The organism is Kitasatospora sp. NPDC088742 (assembly GCF_055584905.1).
Genome location: NZ_JBVJLD010000049.1, coordinates 37,145 through 53,709, shown reverse-complemented (window position 1 = coordinate 53,709; position 16,565 = coordinate 37,145). Strand labels below are relative to the sequence as shown.

The 16,565-nt window shown below is 73.4% G+C and carries 21 protein-coding genes; 10 read left to right on the top strand and 11 right to left on the bottom strand.

Annotated features, from left to right (window positions below):
- The first annotated feature begins 29 nt into the window (after positions 1-29).
- Positions 30-917 (top strand): ADP-ribosylglycohydrolase family protein, encoded by an 888-nt coding sequence (locus ACZ6ZR_RS30440; protein ID WP_465647786.1) that lies wholly within the window; start codon positions 30-32, stop codon positions 915-917.
- A gap of 90 nt (positions 918-1,007) precedes the next feature.
- Here ACZ6ZR_RS30440 and ACZ6ZR_RS30435 read toward each other — a convergent pair whose 3' ends face one another.
- Positions 1,008-1,274, bottom strand: a complete 267-nt coding sequence (locus tag ACZ6ZR_RS30435; protein WP_345279203.1) for a GlsB/YeaQ/YmgE family stress response membrane protein — start codon at positions 1,272-1,274, stop codon at positions 1,008-1,010.
- A 440-nt stretch (positions 1,275-1,714) separates the two neighbouring features.
- Between ACZ6ZR_RS30435 and ACZ6ZR_RS30430 the strand changes: the two genes are divergently transcribed.
- The 6 genes from ACZ6ZR_RS30430 (at position 1,715) to ACZ6ZR_RS30405 (ending at position 6,264) form a co-directional block, all read left to right on the top strand.
- On the top strand, positions 1,715-2,212 hold the full coding sequence (locus tag ACZ6ZR_RS30430) for a cysteine dioxygenase (protein WP_465647784.1): 498 nt from the start codon (positions 1,715-1,717) through the stop codon (positions 2,210-2,212).
- Positions 2,209-2,703 (top strand): rhodanese-like domain-containing protein, encoded by a 495-nt coding sequence (locus ACZ6ZR_RS30425; protein ID WP_465647782.1) that lies wholly within the window; start codon positions 2,209-2,211, stop codon positions 2,701-2,703. Before ACZ6ZR_RS30430 ends, ACZ6ZR_RS30425 begins: the two co-directional genes overlap by 4 nt.
- A gap of 139 nt (positions 2,704-2,842) precedes the next feature.
- Entirely contained in the window at positions 2,843-3,934 is a 1,092-nt protein-coding gene (locus ACZ6ZR_RS30420) for an ABC transporter ATP-binding protein (RefSeq protein ID WP_465647780.1), read from the top strand.
- Positions 3,924-4,595, top strand: a complete 672-nt coding sequence (locus ACZ6ZR_RS30415) for an ABC transporter permease (protein ID WP_465647778.1) — start codon at positions 3,924-3,926, stop codon at positions 4,593-4,595. Before ACZ6ZR_RS30420 ends, ACZ6ZR_RS30415 begins: the two co-directional genes overlap by 11 nt.
- Positions 4,592-5,272: an ABC transporter permease gene (locus tag ACZ6ZR_RS30410; RefSeq protein WP_465647776.1), complete on the top strand. Its 681-nt coding sequence runs from the start codon at positions 4,592-4,594 to the stop codon at positions 5,270-5,272. Before ACZ6ZR_RS30415 ends, ACZ6ZR_RS30410 begins: the two co-directional genes overlap by 4 nt.
- A 65-nt stretch (positions 5,273-5,337) precedes the next feature.
- Entirely contained in the window at positions 5,338-6,264 is a 927-nt protein-coding gene (locus ACZ6ZR_RS30405) for an ABC transporter substrate-binding protein (protein ID WP_465647774.1), read from the top strand.
- A 95-nt stretch (positions 6,265-6,359) separates the two neighbouring features.
- Here ACZ6ZR_RS30405 and ACZ6ZR_RS30400 read toward each other — a convergent pair whose 3' ends face one another.
- Positions 6,360-6,944 carry an aggregation-promoting factor C-terminal-like domain-containing protein gene (locus ACZ6ZR_RS30400; RefSeq protein ID WP_465647772.1) on the bottom strand — a complete coding sequence of 195 codons (585 nt, stop codon included), beginning with the start codon at positions 6,942-6,944 and terminating at the stop codon, positions 6,360-6,362.
- 447 nt (positions 6,945-7,391) lie between these two features.
- Here ACZ6ZR_RS30400 and ACZ6ZR_RS30395 point away from each other — a divergent pair, with 447 nt between their 5' ends.
- A complete protein-coding gene (locus ACZ6ZR_RS30395) occupies positions 7,392-8,423 on the top strand; it encodes a hypothetical protein (protein ID WP_465647770.1) in 1,032 nt (343 codons plus the stop codon).
- Positions 8,424-8,440: 17 nt separating this feature from the next.
- Here the strand turns inward: ACZ6ZR_RS30395 and ACZ6ZR_RS30390 are convergent, their stop codons facing one another.
- The 6 genes from ACZ6ZR_RS30390 to ACZ6ZR_RS30365 form a co-directional block, all read right to left on the bottom strand.
- Positions 8,441-9,205: a hypothetical protein gene (locus ACZ6ZR_RS30390; RefSeq protein WP_465647768.1), complete on the bottom strand. Its 765-nt coding sequence runs from the start codon at positions 9,203-9,205 to the stop codon at positions 8,441-8,443.
- A gap of 86 nt (positions 9,206-9,291) precedes the next feature.
- Positions 9,292-9,789, bottom strand: a complete 498-nt coding sequence (locus ACZ6ZR_RS30385) for an SsgA family sporulation/cell division regulator (protein ID WP_465647766.1) — start codon at positions 9,787-9,789, stop codon at positions 9,292-9,294.
- Entirely contained in the window at positions 9,786-10,007 is a 222-nt protein-coding gene (locus tag ACZ6ZR_RS30380; protein ID WP_465647764.1) for a hypothetical protein, read from the bottom strand. Before ACZ6ZR_RS30380 ends, ACZ6ZR_RS30385 begins: the two co-directional genes overlap by 4 nt.
- 115 nt (positions 10,008-10,122) lie before the next feature.
- Entirely contained in the window at positions 10,123-11,382 is a 1,260-nt protein-coding gene (locus ACZ6ZR_RS30375; protein WP_465647762.1) for a multidrug effflux MFS transporter, read from the bottom strand.
- A gap of 123 nt (positions 11,383-11,505) precedes the next feature.
- Positions 11,506-11,967 carry a hypothetical protein gene (locus ACZ6ZR_RS30370; RefSeq protein ID WP_465647760.1) on the bottom strand — a complete coding sequence of 154 codons (462 nt, stop codon included), beginning with the start codon at positions 11,965-11,967 and terminating at the stop codon, positions 11,506-11,508.
- Positions 11,968-12,188: 221 nt separating this feature from the next.
- Positions 12,189-13,364 carry an acyl-CoA dehydrogenase family protein gene (locus ACZ6ZR_RS30365; RefSeq protein ID WP_465647758.1) on the bottom strand — a complete coding sequence of 392 codons (1,176 nt, stop codon included), beginning with the start codon at positions 13,362-13,364 and terminating at the stop codon, positions 12,189-12,191.
- A gap of 116 nt (positions 13,365-13,480) precedes the next feature.
- Between ACZ6ZR_RS30365 and ACZ6ZR_RS30360 the strand changes: the two genes are divergently transcribed.
- The gene (locus tag ACZ6ZR_RS30360; RefSeq protein WP_465647756.1) at positions 13,481-13,999 is read left to right on the top strand and encodes a GNAT family N-acetyltransferase; all 519 of its coding nucleotides are present in this window, start codon (positions 13,481-13,483) and stop codon (positions 13,997-13,999) included.
- Here the strand turns inward: ACZ6ZR_RS30360 and ACZ6ZR_RS30355 are convergent.
- The gene (locus ACZ6ZR_RS30355; protein ID WP_465647754.1) at positions 13,980-14,294 is read right to left on the bottom strand and encodes a hypothetical protein; all 315 of its coding nucleotides are present in this window, start codon (positions 14,292-14,294) and stop codon (positions 13,980-13,982) included. The two genes, ACZ6ZR_RS30360 and ACZ6ZR_RS30355, sit on opposite strands and share 20 nt — an antisense overlap.
- Before the next feature lie 134 nt (positions 14,295-14,428).
- A complete protein-coding gene (locus ACZ6ZR_RS30350; protein WP_465647752.1) occupies positions 14,429-14,848 on the bottom strand; it encodes a YybH family protein in 420 nt (139 codons plus the stop codon).
- Between the two features lie 36 nt (positions 14,849-14,884).
- On the opposite strand from ACZ6ZR_RS30350, the gene ACZ6ZR_RS30345 reads away from it, so the two are divergent.
- The gene (locus ACZ6ZR_RS30345; protein ID WP_465647750.1) at positions 14,885-15,283 is read left to right on the top strand and encodes a winged helix-turn-helix transcriptional regulator; all 399 of its coding nucleotides are present in this window, start codon (positions 14,885-14,887) and stop codon (positions 15,281-15,283) included.
- Here the strand turns inward: ACZ6ZR_RS30345 and ACZ6ZR_RS30340 are convergent.
- Positions 15,235-16,539 carry an MFS transporter gene (locus ACZ6ZR_RS30340; protein ID WP_465647748.1) on the bottom strand — a complete coding sequence of 435 codons (1,305 nt, stop codon included), beginning with the start codon at positions 16,537-16,539 and terminating at the stop codon, positions 15,235-15,237. The two genes, ACZ6ZR_RS30345 and ACZ6ZR_RS30340, sit on opposite strands and share 49 nt — an antisense overlap.
- Between the last annotated feature and the right edge of the window lie 26 nt (positions 16,540-16,565).

The following is a 16,565-nucleotide window of genomic DNA, read 5'->3' as shown; positions in this document are numbered from 1 at the left end:
ACCACCGCGTCCCGAAGGAGAGCCGACCGATGTCCGTACCCCTGGAGTGCCTGCAGGCCCTGGCCCTCGGCGACGCCTTCGGCGACCGCTGGTTCCAGGTGCCGACGGACGAGGCGGCCGCCGAGCTGATCTCCCGTCAGGTGCGCCCGGCGCCCTGGCACTGGACCGACGACACCGCGATGGCCGTGGTGCTGTACCGGCACCTCACCGAGTACGGCGAGGTGGTGCCGGACACGCTGGCGGCCGCTTTCGCCGCCGAGTACACCGCGTACCCGGGTCGGAAGTACGGCGCGTCCATGCACCAGGTGCTCCGGAGCATCGAGGACGGGGCCGACTGGCGGAGCGTCACCTCGGGGATGTTCGAGGGCCAGGGTTCCTGGGGGAACGGCACCGCGATGCGGGTCGCCCCGCTGGGTGCCTGGTTCGCCGAGGACCTGGCGGTCGCGGCCGAGCAGGCCCGGCTCTCCGCGCTGGTCACCCACTTCCACCCGGAGGCGGTGGCCGGGGCGGTCGCCGTCGCGGTGGCGACGGCGCTGGCGGTGCGCAGCCGGGGCGGCGCCGCGCCCGAGCCGGCCGACTTCCTCACCGAGGTGGCCGGCCACCTGCCGGAGAGCGACGTGCGCTCCGGTCTGCTGGTCGCGGCCCGCCTCCCGGAGGGGACCTCGGTGCGGCACGCCTCCGTGGTGCTGGGCTCGGGCCGACAGATGTCCGCGCCCGACACGGTCCCGTTCACCCTCTGGTCGGCGGCCCGGTGGCCGGACGACCTGCCGGAGGCGATCTGGCAGACCCTGGAGGGCTGGGGCGACATGGACACCACCTGCGCCATCACCGCCGGGATGGTGGCCGGGCGCACCGGCCTGGGGCAGGTGCCCGAGCAGTGGTGGGCCGCCCGCGAGGCGCTGCCGCACGGGCTCTGACGGTCCGTGAACGACACCGCGCCCCGGCGCCGGATCACTCCGGTGCCGGGGCGCGGTGCTGCCCCCGTCCCCCGCTCGGACCGGTCGGTCTCAGTCGCGGGAGTTGCCGAACAGGATGCGGTAGGCGACCAGGAGCACGAAGGAGCCCGCTATCGCGGCGATCCAGGTGGCCGGGTCGTAGAAGCTGGTGGCGACCGGCCGGTCCAGCACCGCACTGGAGAGCCAGCCGCCCACGAAGGAGCCGGCGATGCCGATCAACGTGGTGACGACGATCCCGCCCGGGTCGCGCCCGGGCAGGATGAACTTGGCGATGGCCCCGGCCACCAGGCCGAGAATGATCCAACTGATGATGCCCATGCTGTGGTCCTGCCCTTCCCCGTCACCGCCCATGCGCGGCGGTCCGTGGAGGAGGACGCGCCAACCGCCGAACGGGTTCCCGGGTTGATCCACCGTCACGGACGCGCGCACCTGACGACGTCCCGCGGAGGTGACCTCCGGCGCTCTCAACAGGCGGGACGTGCTTGACTCCGCCGCCGACCACCGCCAGGATCACTGCATGGACACCGGCACCACCCTGGTCTGCCGCCTGCACGTCGATCTGCGACGCCAGGCGAGCGACATGTGTGCCTGCTGACGCGTACGGTCTCCGTCGCGTCACCCTTCACCGCCCTGTGAGGTCCCCAGGGCCCGTGCCACCTCCGTCGGCACCGCACTCCTGCACCCCCGCACGCACACAGCTTCAGCTTCACGGTCGGCCACCGCATGGACCGGCCGCATTCGGCTACCCGAGGACCGTCATGACCGTCGAGCTCGATCCCGTCCCCCAAGTCACCGCCAAAGCCCTCTCCCTCACCGAACTGCGCACCATCGTCAGCGAGTTGGCCGAGCGTCAGGCCGGCTGGCTGCCCCGGGTGCGGCTCTCCGCCGAGGAGCGCTGGTACGAGCGGCTGGCGCTCACCGAGGACCACGAGGTCTGGCTGATCAGCTGGCTGCCCGGCCAGTCCACCGGCTTCCACGGCCACGGCGGCTCGCGCGGGGCGTTCACCGTGGCGCTCGGCGAGCTGGCCGAGCTCTCCCTGGTCGGCCCCGAGCACGAGCTCCAGGTACGGAACTTGAGCGCCGGAACGGTGCGCTCCTTCGGCCCGGACTTCCTGCACGACGTGCGCAACACCGGCAACGGCCCGGCCGTCACCATCCACGCCTACTCGCCCCCGCTGAGCGAGATGGCCCGCTACGAGCTCCGGGCCGGCGGCCTGGTGCAGACCGCGTACGAGCGCAAGGAGGAGTGGGCGTGAGCGAGTTGCCTCCCGGCCACGGGATCGACGGGATCGACGGGCTGCTGGAGCGCAGCCGGGCGGGCGTGCACCGCCCGGGCCCGGCCGAGGCGCTGGCGGCCCAGCGGCGCGGCGCGCTGCTGGTGGACATCCGCCCGCAGGCTCAGCGGGCCCGGGAGGGCGAGATCCCGGGTGTGCTGCTGATCGAGCGGAACGTGCTGGAGTGGCGGCTCGACCCGGGCGGCAGCCACCGCATCCCGGAGGCCACCGGGCCGGAGCTGGAGGTGATCGTGCTCTGCTCGGAGGGGTACACCTCGAGCCTGGCGGCGGCCGCGCTGCGCGAGATCGGGCTGCCTCGGGCCACCGATCTGGACGGCGGCTTCCAGGCCTGGGCCGCCGCCGGGCTGCCCACCGCCCCGGGCGGCGCCCCCTCGCTGGACGAGGCCCGGCTGCTCGCCGAGGACTCCACCCGACCTGACGAAGTATCACCCGACCGGTCCCCTTCGACCTGACGGGACACCATCTGACCAGCCATGCTCTGTCAGACCGTGGGTTTACCCTCCGGACGGGCAGGGCAAGGGTCAGTGTCCTCATGATCGACAGACAATCGGCGCCCGCGGACCGGGCGCCACGACTAGGAACTGCAACCCCGTGATCAGATTCGACGGCGCGGCCAAGCGCCACTCCGACGGCACCGTTGCCGTCGAGGGCCTGGACCTGGAGGTGCCCGCCGGCCGGATCACCGTGCTGGTCGGCCCGTCCGGCTGCGGCAAGACGACCATCCTGCGGATGGTCAACCGGATGGTCGAGCCCACCGGCGGCCGGGTGCTGCTGGACGGCGCCGACGTGGCCGGGCTGGACGCGGCCAGGCTGCGCCGGGGCATCGGCTACGTGATCCAGCAGGCGGGGCTCTTCCCGCACCGCCGGGTGATCGACAACGTCGCCACCGTCCCCTACCTGCTCGGCTGGGACAAGAAGCGGGCCCGGGCCCGGGCGGCCGAGCTGCTGGAGCTGGTCGGCCTGCCGCCGGAGACCGCGAGACGTTACCCGCACCAGCTCTCCGGCGGGCAGCAGCAGCGCGTGGGCGTGGCCCGGGCGCTGGCGGCTGACCCGCCGGTGCTGCTGATGGACGAGCCGTTCAGCGCGGTCGACCCGGTGGTCCGGGCCGGCCTCCAGGAGGAACTGCTGCGCCTGCAGGACGAGTTGCACAAGACCGTGCTGTTCGTCACGCACGACATCGAGGAGGCCGTCCGGCTGGGCGACGAGGTGGTGGTGCTGCGCGAGCACGGCCGAATAGCCCAACTCGCCGACCCGCACACCCTGTTGACCGCTCCGGCGGACGAGGGCGTGGCCGCCTTCCTGGGCCGGGACCGGGGCCTGCGCGGCCTGGGCCTGCGCCCGGCCGGCGCGGTGGCCGCCGTGCCGCTCGCCGAGCGCTCCGGCGCGGACGGCTGGCTGCTCGAACTGGACGCCGCCGGAAGACCGTCGCAGTGGCGGCACCCGGAGTACGCCGCCCACTCCGCGTTCGGCTTCCACCCCGCCACCGACACCCTGCGCAGCGCGCTGGACGCCGCCGTCCTCTCCCCCGCCGGGCTGGCCGTGGTGCTGGACGCCGAGGGCCGCGCCACCGGCACCGCCGACCGGGCCGCCGTGCTGGCCGCGCTCGGCCCGACGGTCGAGCAGGCGCCCGCCGCCACGACCACGAGCACGGCCACCGGAGCGGGGGCCGACCGTGCCCGATGACGAACCGCTGGTCCGCTGGGGCTGGCTCGCCGACCACCTCGGCTACCTGGCCCAACTGACGCTGGACCACGCCCTGCTGGCGCTGCCTCCGGTGCTCATCGGCCTGCTGATCGCGGTCCCGCTCGGCCTGTTCTGCGCCCGCCACCCGAGGATCTACCAGCCCGTCGCGGTGGCGCTGAACGCGGTGTACGCGCTGCCCGCCCTGGCGGTCTTCGTGATCCTGGTGGCGTACACCGGGCCGGCCGCCACCGCTGCGGTGACGATCCCGCTCACCTGTTACGTGGTGGCCCTGATGCTGCCCACCACGGTCGAGGGGCTGCGGGCCACCCCGGACTCCGTCCGGCAGGCCGCCACGGCGATGGGCTACGGCCCGTGGCGGCGGCTGGCCGCCGTCGAACTCCCGGCCTCCATCCCCTACTTGGTGGCGGGGCTGCGGGTCGCCGCGGTCTCCTCCATCTCGATGGCGGCGATCGGCGCGCTGATCGGCCGGGGTGCGTTGGGCTACCTGTTCATCGACGGGTTCCAACGGACCTTCACCACCCCGATCCTGGCCGGGATCGTGCTGGTGGTGCTGCTCGCGCTGCTGGTGGACGGGCTGCTGCTGCTGGCCCGCCGGGTGCTCGCGCCCTGGGCCACCACGCCGGAAGGCGGGCTCCGGTGAACTGGATCGACTGGCTGCGCGCGTTCTTCGACGACCCGGCCCAGCAGAGCGGGCCCGACGCGATCACCCACCGGCTCGCCGAGCACCTCGCGTTCACCGCCGAATCGCTGGGCTGGGCCGTCCTGCTGGCCGTCCCGCTCGGGCTGCTGCTCGGCTACCTGGGCCGGGGCGCCGTCCTGGTGACCGTCCTGGCCGGCACCGCCCGCGCCCTGCCCACCCTCGGGCTGGTCACCCTGGTCGTCCTGCTGGCCGGGGTCGGCAAGGCCTCCACCATCATCCCGCTGGTGATCCTGGCGATCCCGCCGCTGCTGGTCGGCGCGGTCGAGGGCGTCCGGGGCACCGACCCCCAACTGCGTGACGCCGCCCGGGGGATCGGCCTGACCCACCCTCAGGTGCTGCGCCAGGTCTGCATCCCCGCCGCCCTGCCCAGCCTGTTGGCCGGGCTGCGCACCGCCACCATCCAGGTGATCGCCACCGCCACGGTGGCCGCGTACGTCGGGATGGGCGGCCTCGGCCGCTACGTCATCGACGGGCTTGCCCTGCGCAAGTACTACGTGGTGGCCGGCGGCGCGGCGCTGGTGGTGGCGCTGGCACTGGCCGCCCAGCTGCTCTTCGCCCTGCTCATCCGGTACTCACTGCCACCCGGCAGCCGCCCCGCCCGCGGGCCGGCCGGCTGACCCCGGGCCCCTCGACTGCACCACAGGCACCTCAACCCCAACTCACCTGCCGTGAAGGAAACTCCATGACCACCCGTCTGCTCCGTACCGTCACGGCCACCGCGCTCCTGCTGGGCGCGGCGGCCTGCGGCTCCTCCGGCGGCAGCGACCCGCTGGCCTCCTCGACCCCGAGCGCCGGGGGTTCCTCCGCGGCCTCCGGCAAGACCGTCGTGGTCGGCTCGGCCAACTTCCCGGAGAACGTGCTGCTCGCCTCCATCTACTCGCAGGCCCTCAAGGCCAAGGGCGTGAAGGTCGAGGAGAAGTTCAACGTCGGCAGCCGCGAGATCCTCTACGGCCAGCTGAAGAGCGGCGGCCTGACCGTGCTGCCCGAGTACAACGGCGCGCTGCTCGGCTACCTCGACCCGAAGAGCACGGCCCTGACCGGCGGCACCGAGGCGGTCAACGCCGCCCTGCACACCACCCTGCCGGCCGAGCTGACCGTGCTCGACTCCTCCGCCGCCCAGGACAACGACTCGCTGACGGTCAGCCAGGAGACCGCCGACAAGCTCGGCCTCAAGTCCATCGCGGACCTGGCCGGCAAGTCGGCCGACCTCGTGATCGGCGGCCCGCCGGAGTTCAAGAGCCGCCGCGAGCAGCAGTTCAAGGACGCCTACGGGCTGACCTTCAAGGAGTGGAAGCCGACCGGCGAGACCACCGCGAACGCCATCAAGGACGGCAGCGTCCAGGTCGGCAACGTCTTCACCACCGACCCGAAGATCCTCACCCTCAAGCTCGTCCCGCTGGCCGACCCCAAGTCGGTGTTCTCCACCCAGAACGTGCTGCCCCTGGTGAACAAGGCGGGCGTGGACGCCACCTCGACGGCCACGCTCAACGCCGTCTCCGCCAAGCTCGACACCCCCGGCCTCACCGCGCTGATGAAGCGCGTGGCGGTCGACAAGGAGGACCCGTCGGCGGTGGCCAAGGACTGGCTGAAGGCCAATGGCCTGGTCTGACCTGGCCTGAGCCGACCTGACCTGACCTGACCTGAGCACGCGTCAGGCCCGCACCCCGATCGGGGGTGCGGGCCTTCGCGTCGTCGGCTCCCGGCTCAGTACCAGTGGTGGTTCTGCCAGAACGCCCAGGCGGCGTTCGGGCTGCCGTAGCGGTCGTTCATGTACTTCAGGGCCCACTTGATCTGGGTGGCCGGGTTGGTCTTCCAGTCGGCGCCGACCGAGGCCATCTTGGAGCCCGGCAGGGCCTGGGCCAGGCCGTAGGCGCCGGAGGAGGCGTTGGTCGCCTTGAAGTTCCAGCCGCTCTCGTGGCTGACGATGCTGCTGAACGCGGCGAACTGGCCGGCCGGGACGAGGTCGCGGGCCAGCTCCTTGACCGCCGCCGGGGAGGTGGCGCGGGTGGCCGCGGAGAGGTCGGAGCGCTGCTCGGAACGGGAGGCGGCGGCCTCTTGCTGCTCCTGCTGCTCTTCCTGCTGCTTCGGCTGCTCCTGCTGGAGCTGCGCAGCCTGCGGGGCCTGCACGGCCTGCTGGACCTCCTGGGCCTGGTCCGCCGCCGGGACGTGCGTGACCTCCACCGTCGCGGCGGCGGCCTTCTCCTCCGGGAGCGCCACGGCCACCACGGAGGCGGCGCAGGCGGCCGCCAGACCGGCGGAGGCCACCACGAGGGTGGTGCGACGGCGCATGACGGCAAGGAGGGAACTACGCATGGAGAGGACTACCTCAATCGTGTGGACCGGCTCGGGGCGCCTCGCTGCCCGGTCGGCCGATCGCCGTTCCCCGGGGCAGCCGCACCACCGGCCGTGAGCGTCCCGGTCTGCACCGGACGCCGGACGGTACGCTCCCCCGGACCGGCCCGGACCCCGAGGGGTGGCCGGTGCGAATGGCGGGAGCGCCTTGCGACTCCACCAGTCTTAACGCGGTCCCTACCTGCCTTCAAGAGCGCCGGCTACGACGCACCGTCGTAGCAGCGCCTGCACCTTCGACCGCAAACCGTCTCCCCGCTCACCGAAACCGCCTTCCAGCACCCCTCCCGCCTTCGATTCCACTGTGGCCCGCCTCACGCCCTCCGCTACGCTCCGTACCCGACCCAGTACACGTACCCCCGTTCGAATGCCCTAGGATCACGGCTCATGGACGACGGGGCGACAGGCCAGCAGCCGCAGCAGATACCGGGGCCGGGCGCACCGACCCCCGCCTTCGGCCCGCCGGTCGCCGGCAACGGCTGGACCCGTCCGGAGGCCAACGAGCCCGACTGGTCCGCGCTCGCCGACCAGCACGAGCAACGCCGACGCCGCCACAGGCAGCTCCGCAACGGCGGCGCCGTCGCCGGGGCCGTCCTCCTGGTCGGCGCCATCACCACCACGGCGGTCCTCCTCGGCCGGGGCACCGAGCCGGCGGGCCCTCCGCCCACCGCCCAGGTCAACCTCACCGCCACGGCGACCCCGAGCGCCGAGGAGCTCCCCACCCCCTCGGCCTCCGCCGTGCCGCCCTCCGCCTCTCCCTCCATCTCCGCGTCCCCGTCCGCGTCGGCGTCCGCGTCCGCGTCCGCCAAACCCTCCCCCTCCCACAAGGGCAGCCCCACCCCGAGTGCCCCCGCCTCCTCGGTCGCGCCCCCGGCACCCCCGGCCCCGCCGAGCAGCACCGCCCCGCCGGACCCCCTGACGGTCATCTCCTCGGCCACCACCGACACCGCCCCGCTCGACCCCAACTCCCTCTTCCCCGCCGGCACCCTCACCGTCGGCGGCAGGACCTGGACCCGCCTCACCACCGCCGCCACCACCCCCTGCTGGAAGGCCACCACTGGCGGCCTCGGCGACATGATCACCCCTCAGGGCTGCCAGACCGTCCTGCGCGCCACCTACAGCTCCGGCAACAGCGCCGTGACCATCGGCGTCGCCGTCTTCGCCGAACGCGCCAACGCCGACGCCGCCACCGCCGTCCACAAGGGCCAGGTCCAGGGCCTCGTCCCGGCCGGCGCCATCTCCTACTGCACCTCCGAAGGCTGCGCCAACACCCATGCCGCCGTGGGCCGTTACACCTACTACACCGTCTCCGGCACCGTGAAGCCCGGCGGCACCACCGCCGACCCCACCGCCACCGCCGCCGCCCCCGACTTCGCCGCGCACGCCCGCGCCCGCCTGCTCGCCCGAGGCACCCGCTAGCGGCACCGGAGGTGCCGTCACATCGGCGCCTTGACCGGCACGACACCCCCGAAGTCGCTCAGGACCGCGATGTTGCGGCCCTTCTTCATGGAGGGAGCGGCGGTGAAGCTCTGCTCGAAACGGATCACCCGGCCCTTGGCGTCGACCCAGATGTCGTACGTCATCTGCTTGCTCTTCATGGCGAGCAGGGTCTTGTACGTCTCCTGGTCGACGGTGCCGACCTGTTCGGTCGTCAGGCGGCCCGAGAGGTGGTGCGCCGACACGCCGGCCTGCTGCTCGATGCCCTTGCGCGCGCTCGGCCCGCCCTGCAGGAGGAGCCGGGCGAACAGCGCGTAGTCGCTGCTCGTGGTGGAGCCGCCGGTCGCCGTCCGCTGCCACGTGCGGTCGCCGCCTTCGGTGAGGTCGCGGGAGTAGGTCGTGTCCCCCACGCGGACGACCTCCATGTCGACGGCCCGGTCGTGCGGGACCGCGTCACCGGAGCGGACTCGCAGCGTTCCCCTGTCGCGGGAGTTGAAGTTCAGCCGGCCGGTCATCGTCTGCGTGACCTGGGTGTCCGCCATGGCCGATATCTCCACCTGGGCCGAGTACGGGGCGGTGCCGGCCGCCTTGAGCACCTCGGCCACGTCGAACGCCTCGGTGGCGGACGGCGAGGGCGCCGCCTGGGCCGGAGCAGGGGTGTCGGCGGGGGCGGCCGAGGTTCGTTCGGGAGTGGCGCAGCCGCTGAGCAGAGCGGCAGCGGCGACCAGCAGTGCGGCGGCGCCGAGACCGGCACGTCGTTCCATGAGCAAGGTGTTTCCCCCCGGGAAGCGGAGTCGGATGACGTGTGATCATCACCCGGCCCCCGATCCACTGTCCAAGTGACGGGTGGTCAGTCCGGGTCGGTGAGGCCGTCGCGCCAGCCGAGGCCGGGGGCGGGGCCGTCGAGGAGGCGGGTGAGGAGGGCGTCGAGGTCGACGTGGCGGGGTTCGGTGCCGGGTGGGACGAGGCGGTCGGTGTGGGCGAGGAAGGTGGTGACGGCGGGGGTCGGGGCGAGGAGGACGACGGCGCCGGTGTCGCCGTCGAGGGAGAGGCAGGTGCTCCGGTGGTCCTGGTCGGTGCCGGGGAAGACGGAGACGTCGCCGGTGCCGGCCCAGCCGTGCAGGCCGGTGGCGAGCAGCTCGCGGGCGAAGGTCCAGCGGACGGGCATGCCCTGGCCGAGGTGGAAGTCCAGGTGGACCGCGTACGGGTCGGCCGCCGAGTAGCGCAGGCAGGCGGTGACGGGCACGCGCACGCCGGGCCCGGCGACCAGGGCGAGGACGAGCGGCATGACGCAGCCGCCGGTGCTGGTGCGCTGGGCGGGGACGCGGGGTGCGCTGCGGTGGGTCATCGCCGTACCGCCCTCAAGTGCCCGGGGGCGCCCCCTGCGGCCTGCGGTCCCGGGCCGACCCCGAGGACGGGCGGGTCCGTGCCGGGTGGGGTCGGCGGGCGGATGCGGAAGGCGGGCGGGGCGGTCAGCGACTGCCACTCGCGGTCGAGTTCGCCCGGCACCGCCCGCCCCGCCCGCCGCCACCGACCGACCAGCTCGGCGAAGATCGGGCACTCCACCGGCAGAATCGTTTCTTCAAGGCTGGCGCCCACGCCCCGGTCAACACTCACAACCGGAACAACGATCTCCTCCTACCTCAGGACACTCACTCGATCGTGGCCTCCTGACAGACCGTCACACAGCCGGTCCCACGGCCCGCCGCCACGGACGGCAGAGCAGGGCGAAGGAGGCCAGCCCCGCCCCCGCGCAGCCGAGCACCACCGCGCCCAGCAGCGCCATCGACGGCCGCCCGCCCAGGCTGCTGAGCGGAGCGACCAGCGCGCCGCAGCTGAAGGTCCCGACGCCGAGCAGCGCCGAGGCCGAACCCGCCGCGTGCGGCGCCATGGTGAGCGCCTGGGCCGAGGAGTTGGGGAGCACGATGCCCATCCCGGCCATCAGCAGGAAGAGCGCGGGCCAGACGGCGGGGAGGCCCAGGTGCCAGACGGAGGTGAAGAGGATCAGCGCCGTCCCGGCCAGGGCCGCGGCCGAGAGGCCGACCAGCATCAGGGTGTCCATCCGCAGGCGCTGCACCAGCACCCGTCCGTTCAACTGCCCGGAGCCCACCACCGCGAGCGAGTTGACGGCGAAGACCAGGCTGTAGGTCTGCGGGGAGATCTGGTACTCGGTCTGCAGCACCACGGAGGAGCCGCCGACGTACGCGAAGAGCGCGCCGAAGCTGAAGGTGCTGGTCAGCACGTAGCCGACGAAGGGGGCGTCCTTGAGCAGGGTGCCGATCGCCCGGAAGGTGGTACTGAGGCCGCCGCCGTGCCGGCGCTCGGGCGGCAGCGACTCACGGAGCAGGAACATCGCGCCGAGGGTGAGCAGCGCGCCGAAGGCCACCAGGGCGAGGAAGGAGCCGCGCCAGTCGGTGACGCGCAGCAGTTGGGCGCCGACCGCGGGGGCGAAGATCGGGGCCAGTCCGCTGATCAGGCCGAGCGACGCCATGAAGCGGATCATCGCCACGCCCTCGTACCGGTCGCGGGCGATGGCCCGGGCGATCACCAGTCCGGCCGCGCCGGCCAGGCCCTGGAGGAAGCGGCCGGTGACCAGCAGGGCGACCGACTGGGCCAGGGCGCAGACCACGGTGGCCAGGGTGTAGAGCGCCATCCCGGCCAGCAGTGGGCGGCGGCGGCCGAGCCGGTCGCTCAGCGGGCCGAACAGCAGCTGGCCCAGGGCCAGGCCGAACAGCGAGGCGGTCAGGGTGAGTTGGACCGACGGGGCGGTGGAGTCCAGGTCGACGACCAGGGACGGGATGGCGGGAAGGTAGAGGTCGGTGGTGAGCGGGCCGAGGGCGCACAGGCTGCCGAGCACGACGATGGTCGCCTTGCCGGGCGCCGCCGTGGGTATGGCGTCGCTGGTCGTGGTCCCGGGTATGGAACCGGTGCCGGTGGTCAATGGGGCTCCTCGCGAGTGGTGGGGTGTCACCTGTCCTATCGCACCCGAACCCATCGCCGGTACCCGCCCCCCGTGACTGCCCCAGGTCGGCACCCCCGGGTGGTCCCCCGCCCCCGACCGCCGTCACTCGGTGGTGGTGCCGGCCTTGCGGGCGGCGATCACCGCGGCGTCGTCCTGCCAGCCGTAGAGCTGATCGCCGATCAGGGCGACGTTGTAGAGCCCGCAGCGCAGGTCGGCCCGGGCCACCGCCTCGTCCGGGAACCAGGAGGCGGTCAGCTTGACCGGGCCGTCCGGCCGTCCCTTCTGACACTCCGTCGGCGCCGACCCGCCCGGCACGGTGGCCCGGATCAGCCGGTCGGCGCCGGTGGTGGACATCAGGTACGAGACCTGGGTCGCCCCGTCCGGCAGCCAGCGCGGCACCGAGGCGCGGTCCTCCTTGGCGGCGGCCCCGGTGTCGTACGCGGCCTGCTGCCGGTGCCGGCTCTCGGCCCAGTCCCGCGCCACCGGCACCGCGACCACGGCCCCGGCGGTCACCACCGCACCCGCCGCCACGACCACTGCCGTCACCTTGCCCGCGACACCCATGCCACCGCTCCTCACGCCCGTCCGACTGCTTCCTCGCCCTCCATCCTGTCCGCCCACCTCCGCCGGACGGTCAGCACGAGGTACCGCTCCCACCTCCACCCCGAGACGTACGTGCCCCCGCCAACCCCTGAGGGTCGGCGGGGGCACGTACGGGACCGAGGTCCCTCAGCCGCGCGGGCCGGAGCGGGCACCACCGGATTCCGACGGGTTCCGACGGGGCGTCAGCGGTAGGCGGCCTCGCCGGTGATGGTTTCGCCGAGCACCAGGGTGTGGATCTCGGAGGTGCCCTCGTAGGTGAGCACCGACTCGAGGTTGTTGGCGTGCCGGAGCACCGGGTACTCCACCGTGATGCCGTTGGCGCCCAGGATCGTGCGGGCCGAGCGGGCCACCTCGATCGCGGTGCGGACGTTGTTGAGCTTGCCGAAGCTGATGTGCGCGGGGCGGCACTGCCCGGCGTCCTTCAGCCGCCCGATCCGGTGGGCCACCAGGTAGGACTTCTCCACCTCGAGCATCATCTCGACCAGCTTCTGCTGCGTCAGCTGGAAGGCGGCGATGGGCCGGTCGAACTGGATCCGGGTCTTGGCGTACTCCAGTGCGGTGGTGTAGCAGTCCCGGGCCGCGCCGACGGTGCCCCAGAGGATGCCGTACCGCGCCTCGCCCAGCGAGGAGAGCGGGCCGCGCAGGCCGGTCACGCCGGGCAGCACCGCGTCGGCCGGGAGGACCACCTCGTCGAAGACCAGCTCGCTGGTGACGGAGGCACGCAGCGAGAGCTTGCCGTGCACGTCGTTGGCGGTGAAGCCGGGGGTGCCGCGCTCCACCAGGAAGCCGCGCACGCCCTCCTCGGTCTGCGCCCAGACCACGGCGACGTCCGAGATGGAGCCGTTGGTGATCCACATCTTGCTGCCGTCGAGCACCCAGTCGGTGCCCTTGCGGCGGGCCCGGGTACGCATGTTGGCCGGGTCGGAGCCGAAGTCCGGCTCGGTCAGGCCGAAGCAGCCGATCGCCCGGCCGGCCGCCATCTCCGGCAGCCAGCGCTGCTTCTGCTCCTCCGAGCCGAAGGCGTGGATCGAGCGCATGGCCAGCGAACCCTGGACCGAGACGAAGCTGCGCAGACCGGAGTCGGCCGCCTCCAGCTCCATGCAGGCGACGCCGTACTCGACGGCCGTCGAACCGGTGCAGCCGTAGCCCTCCAGGTGCATGCCGAGCACCCCGAGCTTCCCCAGCTCCGGCGCCAACTCCTTGGCGGGGAAAACCCCTTGGTCGAACCACGCGCCGACGTACGGGCGGATGCGGTCGTCGGCGAACTTCCGCACGGTGTCGCGGATCAGCCGCTCCTCGTCGGTCAGCAGCTCGCCGACCGCGAGCAGGTCGGCCGGATCGAGGGGGGTGCCTGCCATGGTGTCTCCTCGCGTACGCGTCAGGGCGTCTGGGTGCGCACGCAGTATCGCGTAACACCGGCGCAACAGGGAGCTGGCAGGGTGCGAGACACTGACCACACCCGGAAGGCCGTACCGTGCACATCTCCGCCCTGACCGGCACCGACCTCGCCGACCACGCCGAGGCCCTGGGCAGGCTGCTCGCCGACGCCGTCGCGGGCGGCGCCTCGGTCGGCTTCGAGGCCGGGCTCACCGGGGATGGGGCGGCCGACTGGTGGCGCGGGCTGGCGGGTCCGCTGACGGAGGGTCATCTCCTGCTCTGGGGAGCCTTCGACGGCGGCCGTCCGGTGGGCACCGTCCAGCTCCGGCTGACCTCCTACCCCAACGGCCGGCACCGGGCGGAGCTGGCCAAGCTCCTGGTGCACCGTGACGTCCGGGGCCAGGGGCTCGGGCGGCGGCTGCTGGCCCACGCCGAGGCGGAGGCCAGCGCGCGGGGCCTGACCCTGCTGCTGCTCGACACCGAGACCGACAGCGCCGCCGAACACCTCTACCGCTCGGCCGGCTGGACCGCCCTCGGCACCGTCCCCGGCCACGCCACCAACCCGGCCGGGGTGCTGCGCCCGACCACCTTCTACTTCAAGACGCTTGCCGCGTGAGGGAGTCGGAGAGCGGACGGCCGGTGCGGACCGCGGCCACGGTGTAGCCGAAGGCGTGCAGCGGGGCGTGCGCCACGGCGAGCAGGGCCCGGACGCTGATCAGCGCCCGTGCCTCGGTCGCGGCCCGGACGAAGACGACCACCCCGATGCCGTCCGGCGCGGGCCGCACCCGCAGCCGCTCCACCCCGTGCTCGGGCACGGCGTGGGCCCGGAGCAGCTCGTCCACCAGGTGTGCCTCGCCCTCGGTGCCCGCGCCGCCGCTGCGGCGGAGCAGGACGACCGTGACCATGCGCATGAGATTCTCCCGGGGAGCCGGCGGCAGCTTCCCTCCGAGCCTGCCGGTACCGGGCCCCGGCCGGAAGCCTCGTCGGCTGGCAGCAAGTGCTCCGTCACCTTGCGGCCAGCACTGGCGGACCTCGCCTCTCCCTGTCAGGCCGCTCCGCCGAGGGGGCCGAACGGGTTGTCGATGACGTACCGCCAGAAACCGTCCGGGCCACGGCGCGCCACGTCGGTGGCGGTGCCCTCGATGTGGACGGGGGCACCGTCGGGGCCCATGCCGACGATGACCCAGTCCACGATCAGCAGGGCGAGCTCCCCGGCCACGTAGCAGTGCCGGACCTGGACCTCGATCGGCACGCCCAGCGACTGGAACCCGGCTGCGGCGGCCCGCAGTTCGACACCGGTGACCGGATGGCCGGGGCGCGGCACGAAGACGGCGCCGGGTTCGTAGACGGCGGCCAGCGCCTGCGGGTCACCGGAGTTGAAGGCGGCCGCGAAGGCTGCGGGATGCCGCTCCGGGTCGGTGGTCAGGATGGTGGGGATAGGGTCGTTCTCATGCGCGAGATCCATGGTGGTGTTCACAGCGGCAGTCAAGCCACCTCCGGTGTGGCTCACCAAACGGAAACCCACGGCGAGAGTTGGGACACCGAGCTGGTGCCCTCCCCCACCGGCCGGACGCTGCGGCCGGAGAGCGACTGCCCGGTGGAGCTGGCCCTGGCGGCGGTCTCCGGCCGCTGGACCACCCTGGTGCTGCGCGAACTCCTGCAGGCCGAGCACTCCTTCGGCACCCTGCGGGCGCGACTCCCGGAGATCAGCCCCAAGGTGCTCACCGAGCGGCTGCACGAGCTCGGCGAGCGCGGCCTGGTCGACCGGCAGCGGCTGCCCGGCTTCCCCGTGCGCACCCGCTACGCCCTCACCGGCACCGGCCGCGCCCTGCGTCCGCTGCTGATCGAGCTCTACCGCACGGGAGAGGCGCTCCGGGCCGGGGCCACCGGGAACGCCTGAGACTGCCCGAGGTCGGCCAACCGCCGTTCGCAGCCGCGCCGTTGGAGGACCGAGAGGCCCGCGACTCCGGCGCCGAGGGCCAGCCAGCCGAGTGGGCCGGTGGTCAGCACCGCGCCGGTGAGCAGGAGCGGGCCGAGCGACTTCTGGACGGAGTGGGCCATGCCGGCCACGCCGAGGTAGGAGGCGCGGGAGCCCTCGGGGGCGAGCGAGACGGCGAGTTCCCAGGAGCTGACGGAGCGCATGAGTTCGGCGGCGGTGACCAGCAGGGCCGCGATCAGCAGGACGGCCGAGGCGGTCCAGGCGCCGCCGCCGGTGCCGAAACCGACGAGCGCGCAGCCGAGCAGCATCGCCAGGCCGTTGAGGGTGACGGCGGCGGCAGCGCGGTGCGGGCCCTCGGCCCGGGCGGAGATGCGGAGTTGGAGCACCACCACCAGCACGGTGTTGATCACCAGGAAGGCGGGGACGAGGGCGTGCGGGGCGGTGGTGTGAGTGATCAGCCAGAGCGGCAGGCCGACGTTGAGCACCGAGTCGTCCAGGCTCATCGGGATGTCGAGCAGCACGAAGCGCAGGTAGCCGCGGTCGCGCCAGGGGCTGCGGCCCTTGTCCGAACCGGCAGCTGACGGGGCGTCGGGCTTCGAGGCGGTGGCGACGCCCGGCTCGCGGGTGCGCAGGACCAGGACGGCGGTGACGGCGTAGGAGAGCGCGTTGAGCACCACCAGGGCCTGGTAGGCGGTGACCGTCCCGACGGCCAGGCCGATCGCCGCCACCCCGGCGCCGATCGCGTAGCCGGCGTTGGCGGCGGTGCGGGTGAGCGCCTGGTAGGTGGCGCGGTGAGCGCCCGCCGTCCGGGTGGCGAAGAGCATTTCGAGGGTCTTCGCGCCGCGTTCGGCCAGGCAGGTCAGGGCCATCACGGCGAGCAGCGCGGCGAAGTCGTGGCAGACCAGCAGCAGGCCCATGGTGCCGATCCGCAGCAGGTGACACCACATCAGCAAGCTCCGGGTCGGGTACCGCTCGGCGAGCTGCCCGGCGATCGGGGAGCCCGCGATGCCCGCCACCGCCGCGACCCCGATCAGCAGCCCGACCTGCCCGGCCTCCAGGTGCGAGACGAAGGTGAAGTACAGCACCGAAGCCGCCGCCCACACCCCCGTCCCGAGCCGGTCCAGGAACTGCGCGAGCAACATGATCCGCCCGTCCCGCCCACCCGGCGGCCGGCGCAGCTGCGCCACCAGTCCCCCGCCGCTTCGTCCTTCACCCATGGCCCTGCCCCCGTCGTTCGGTCGGT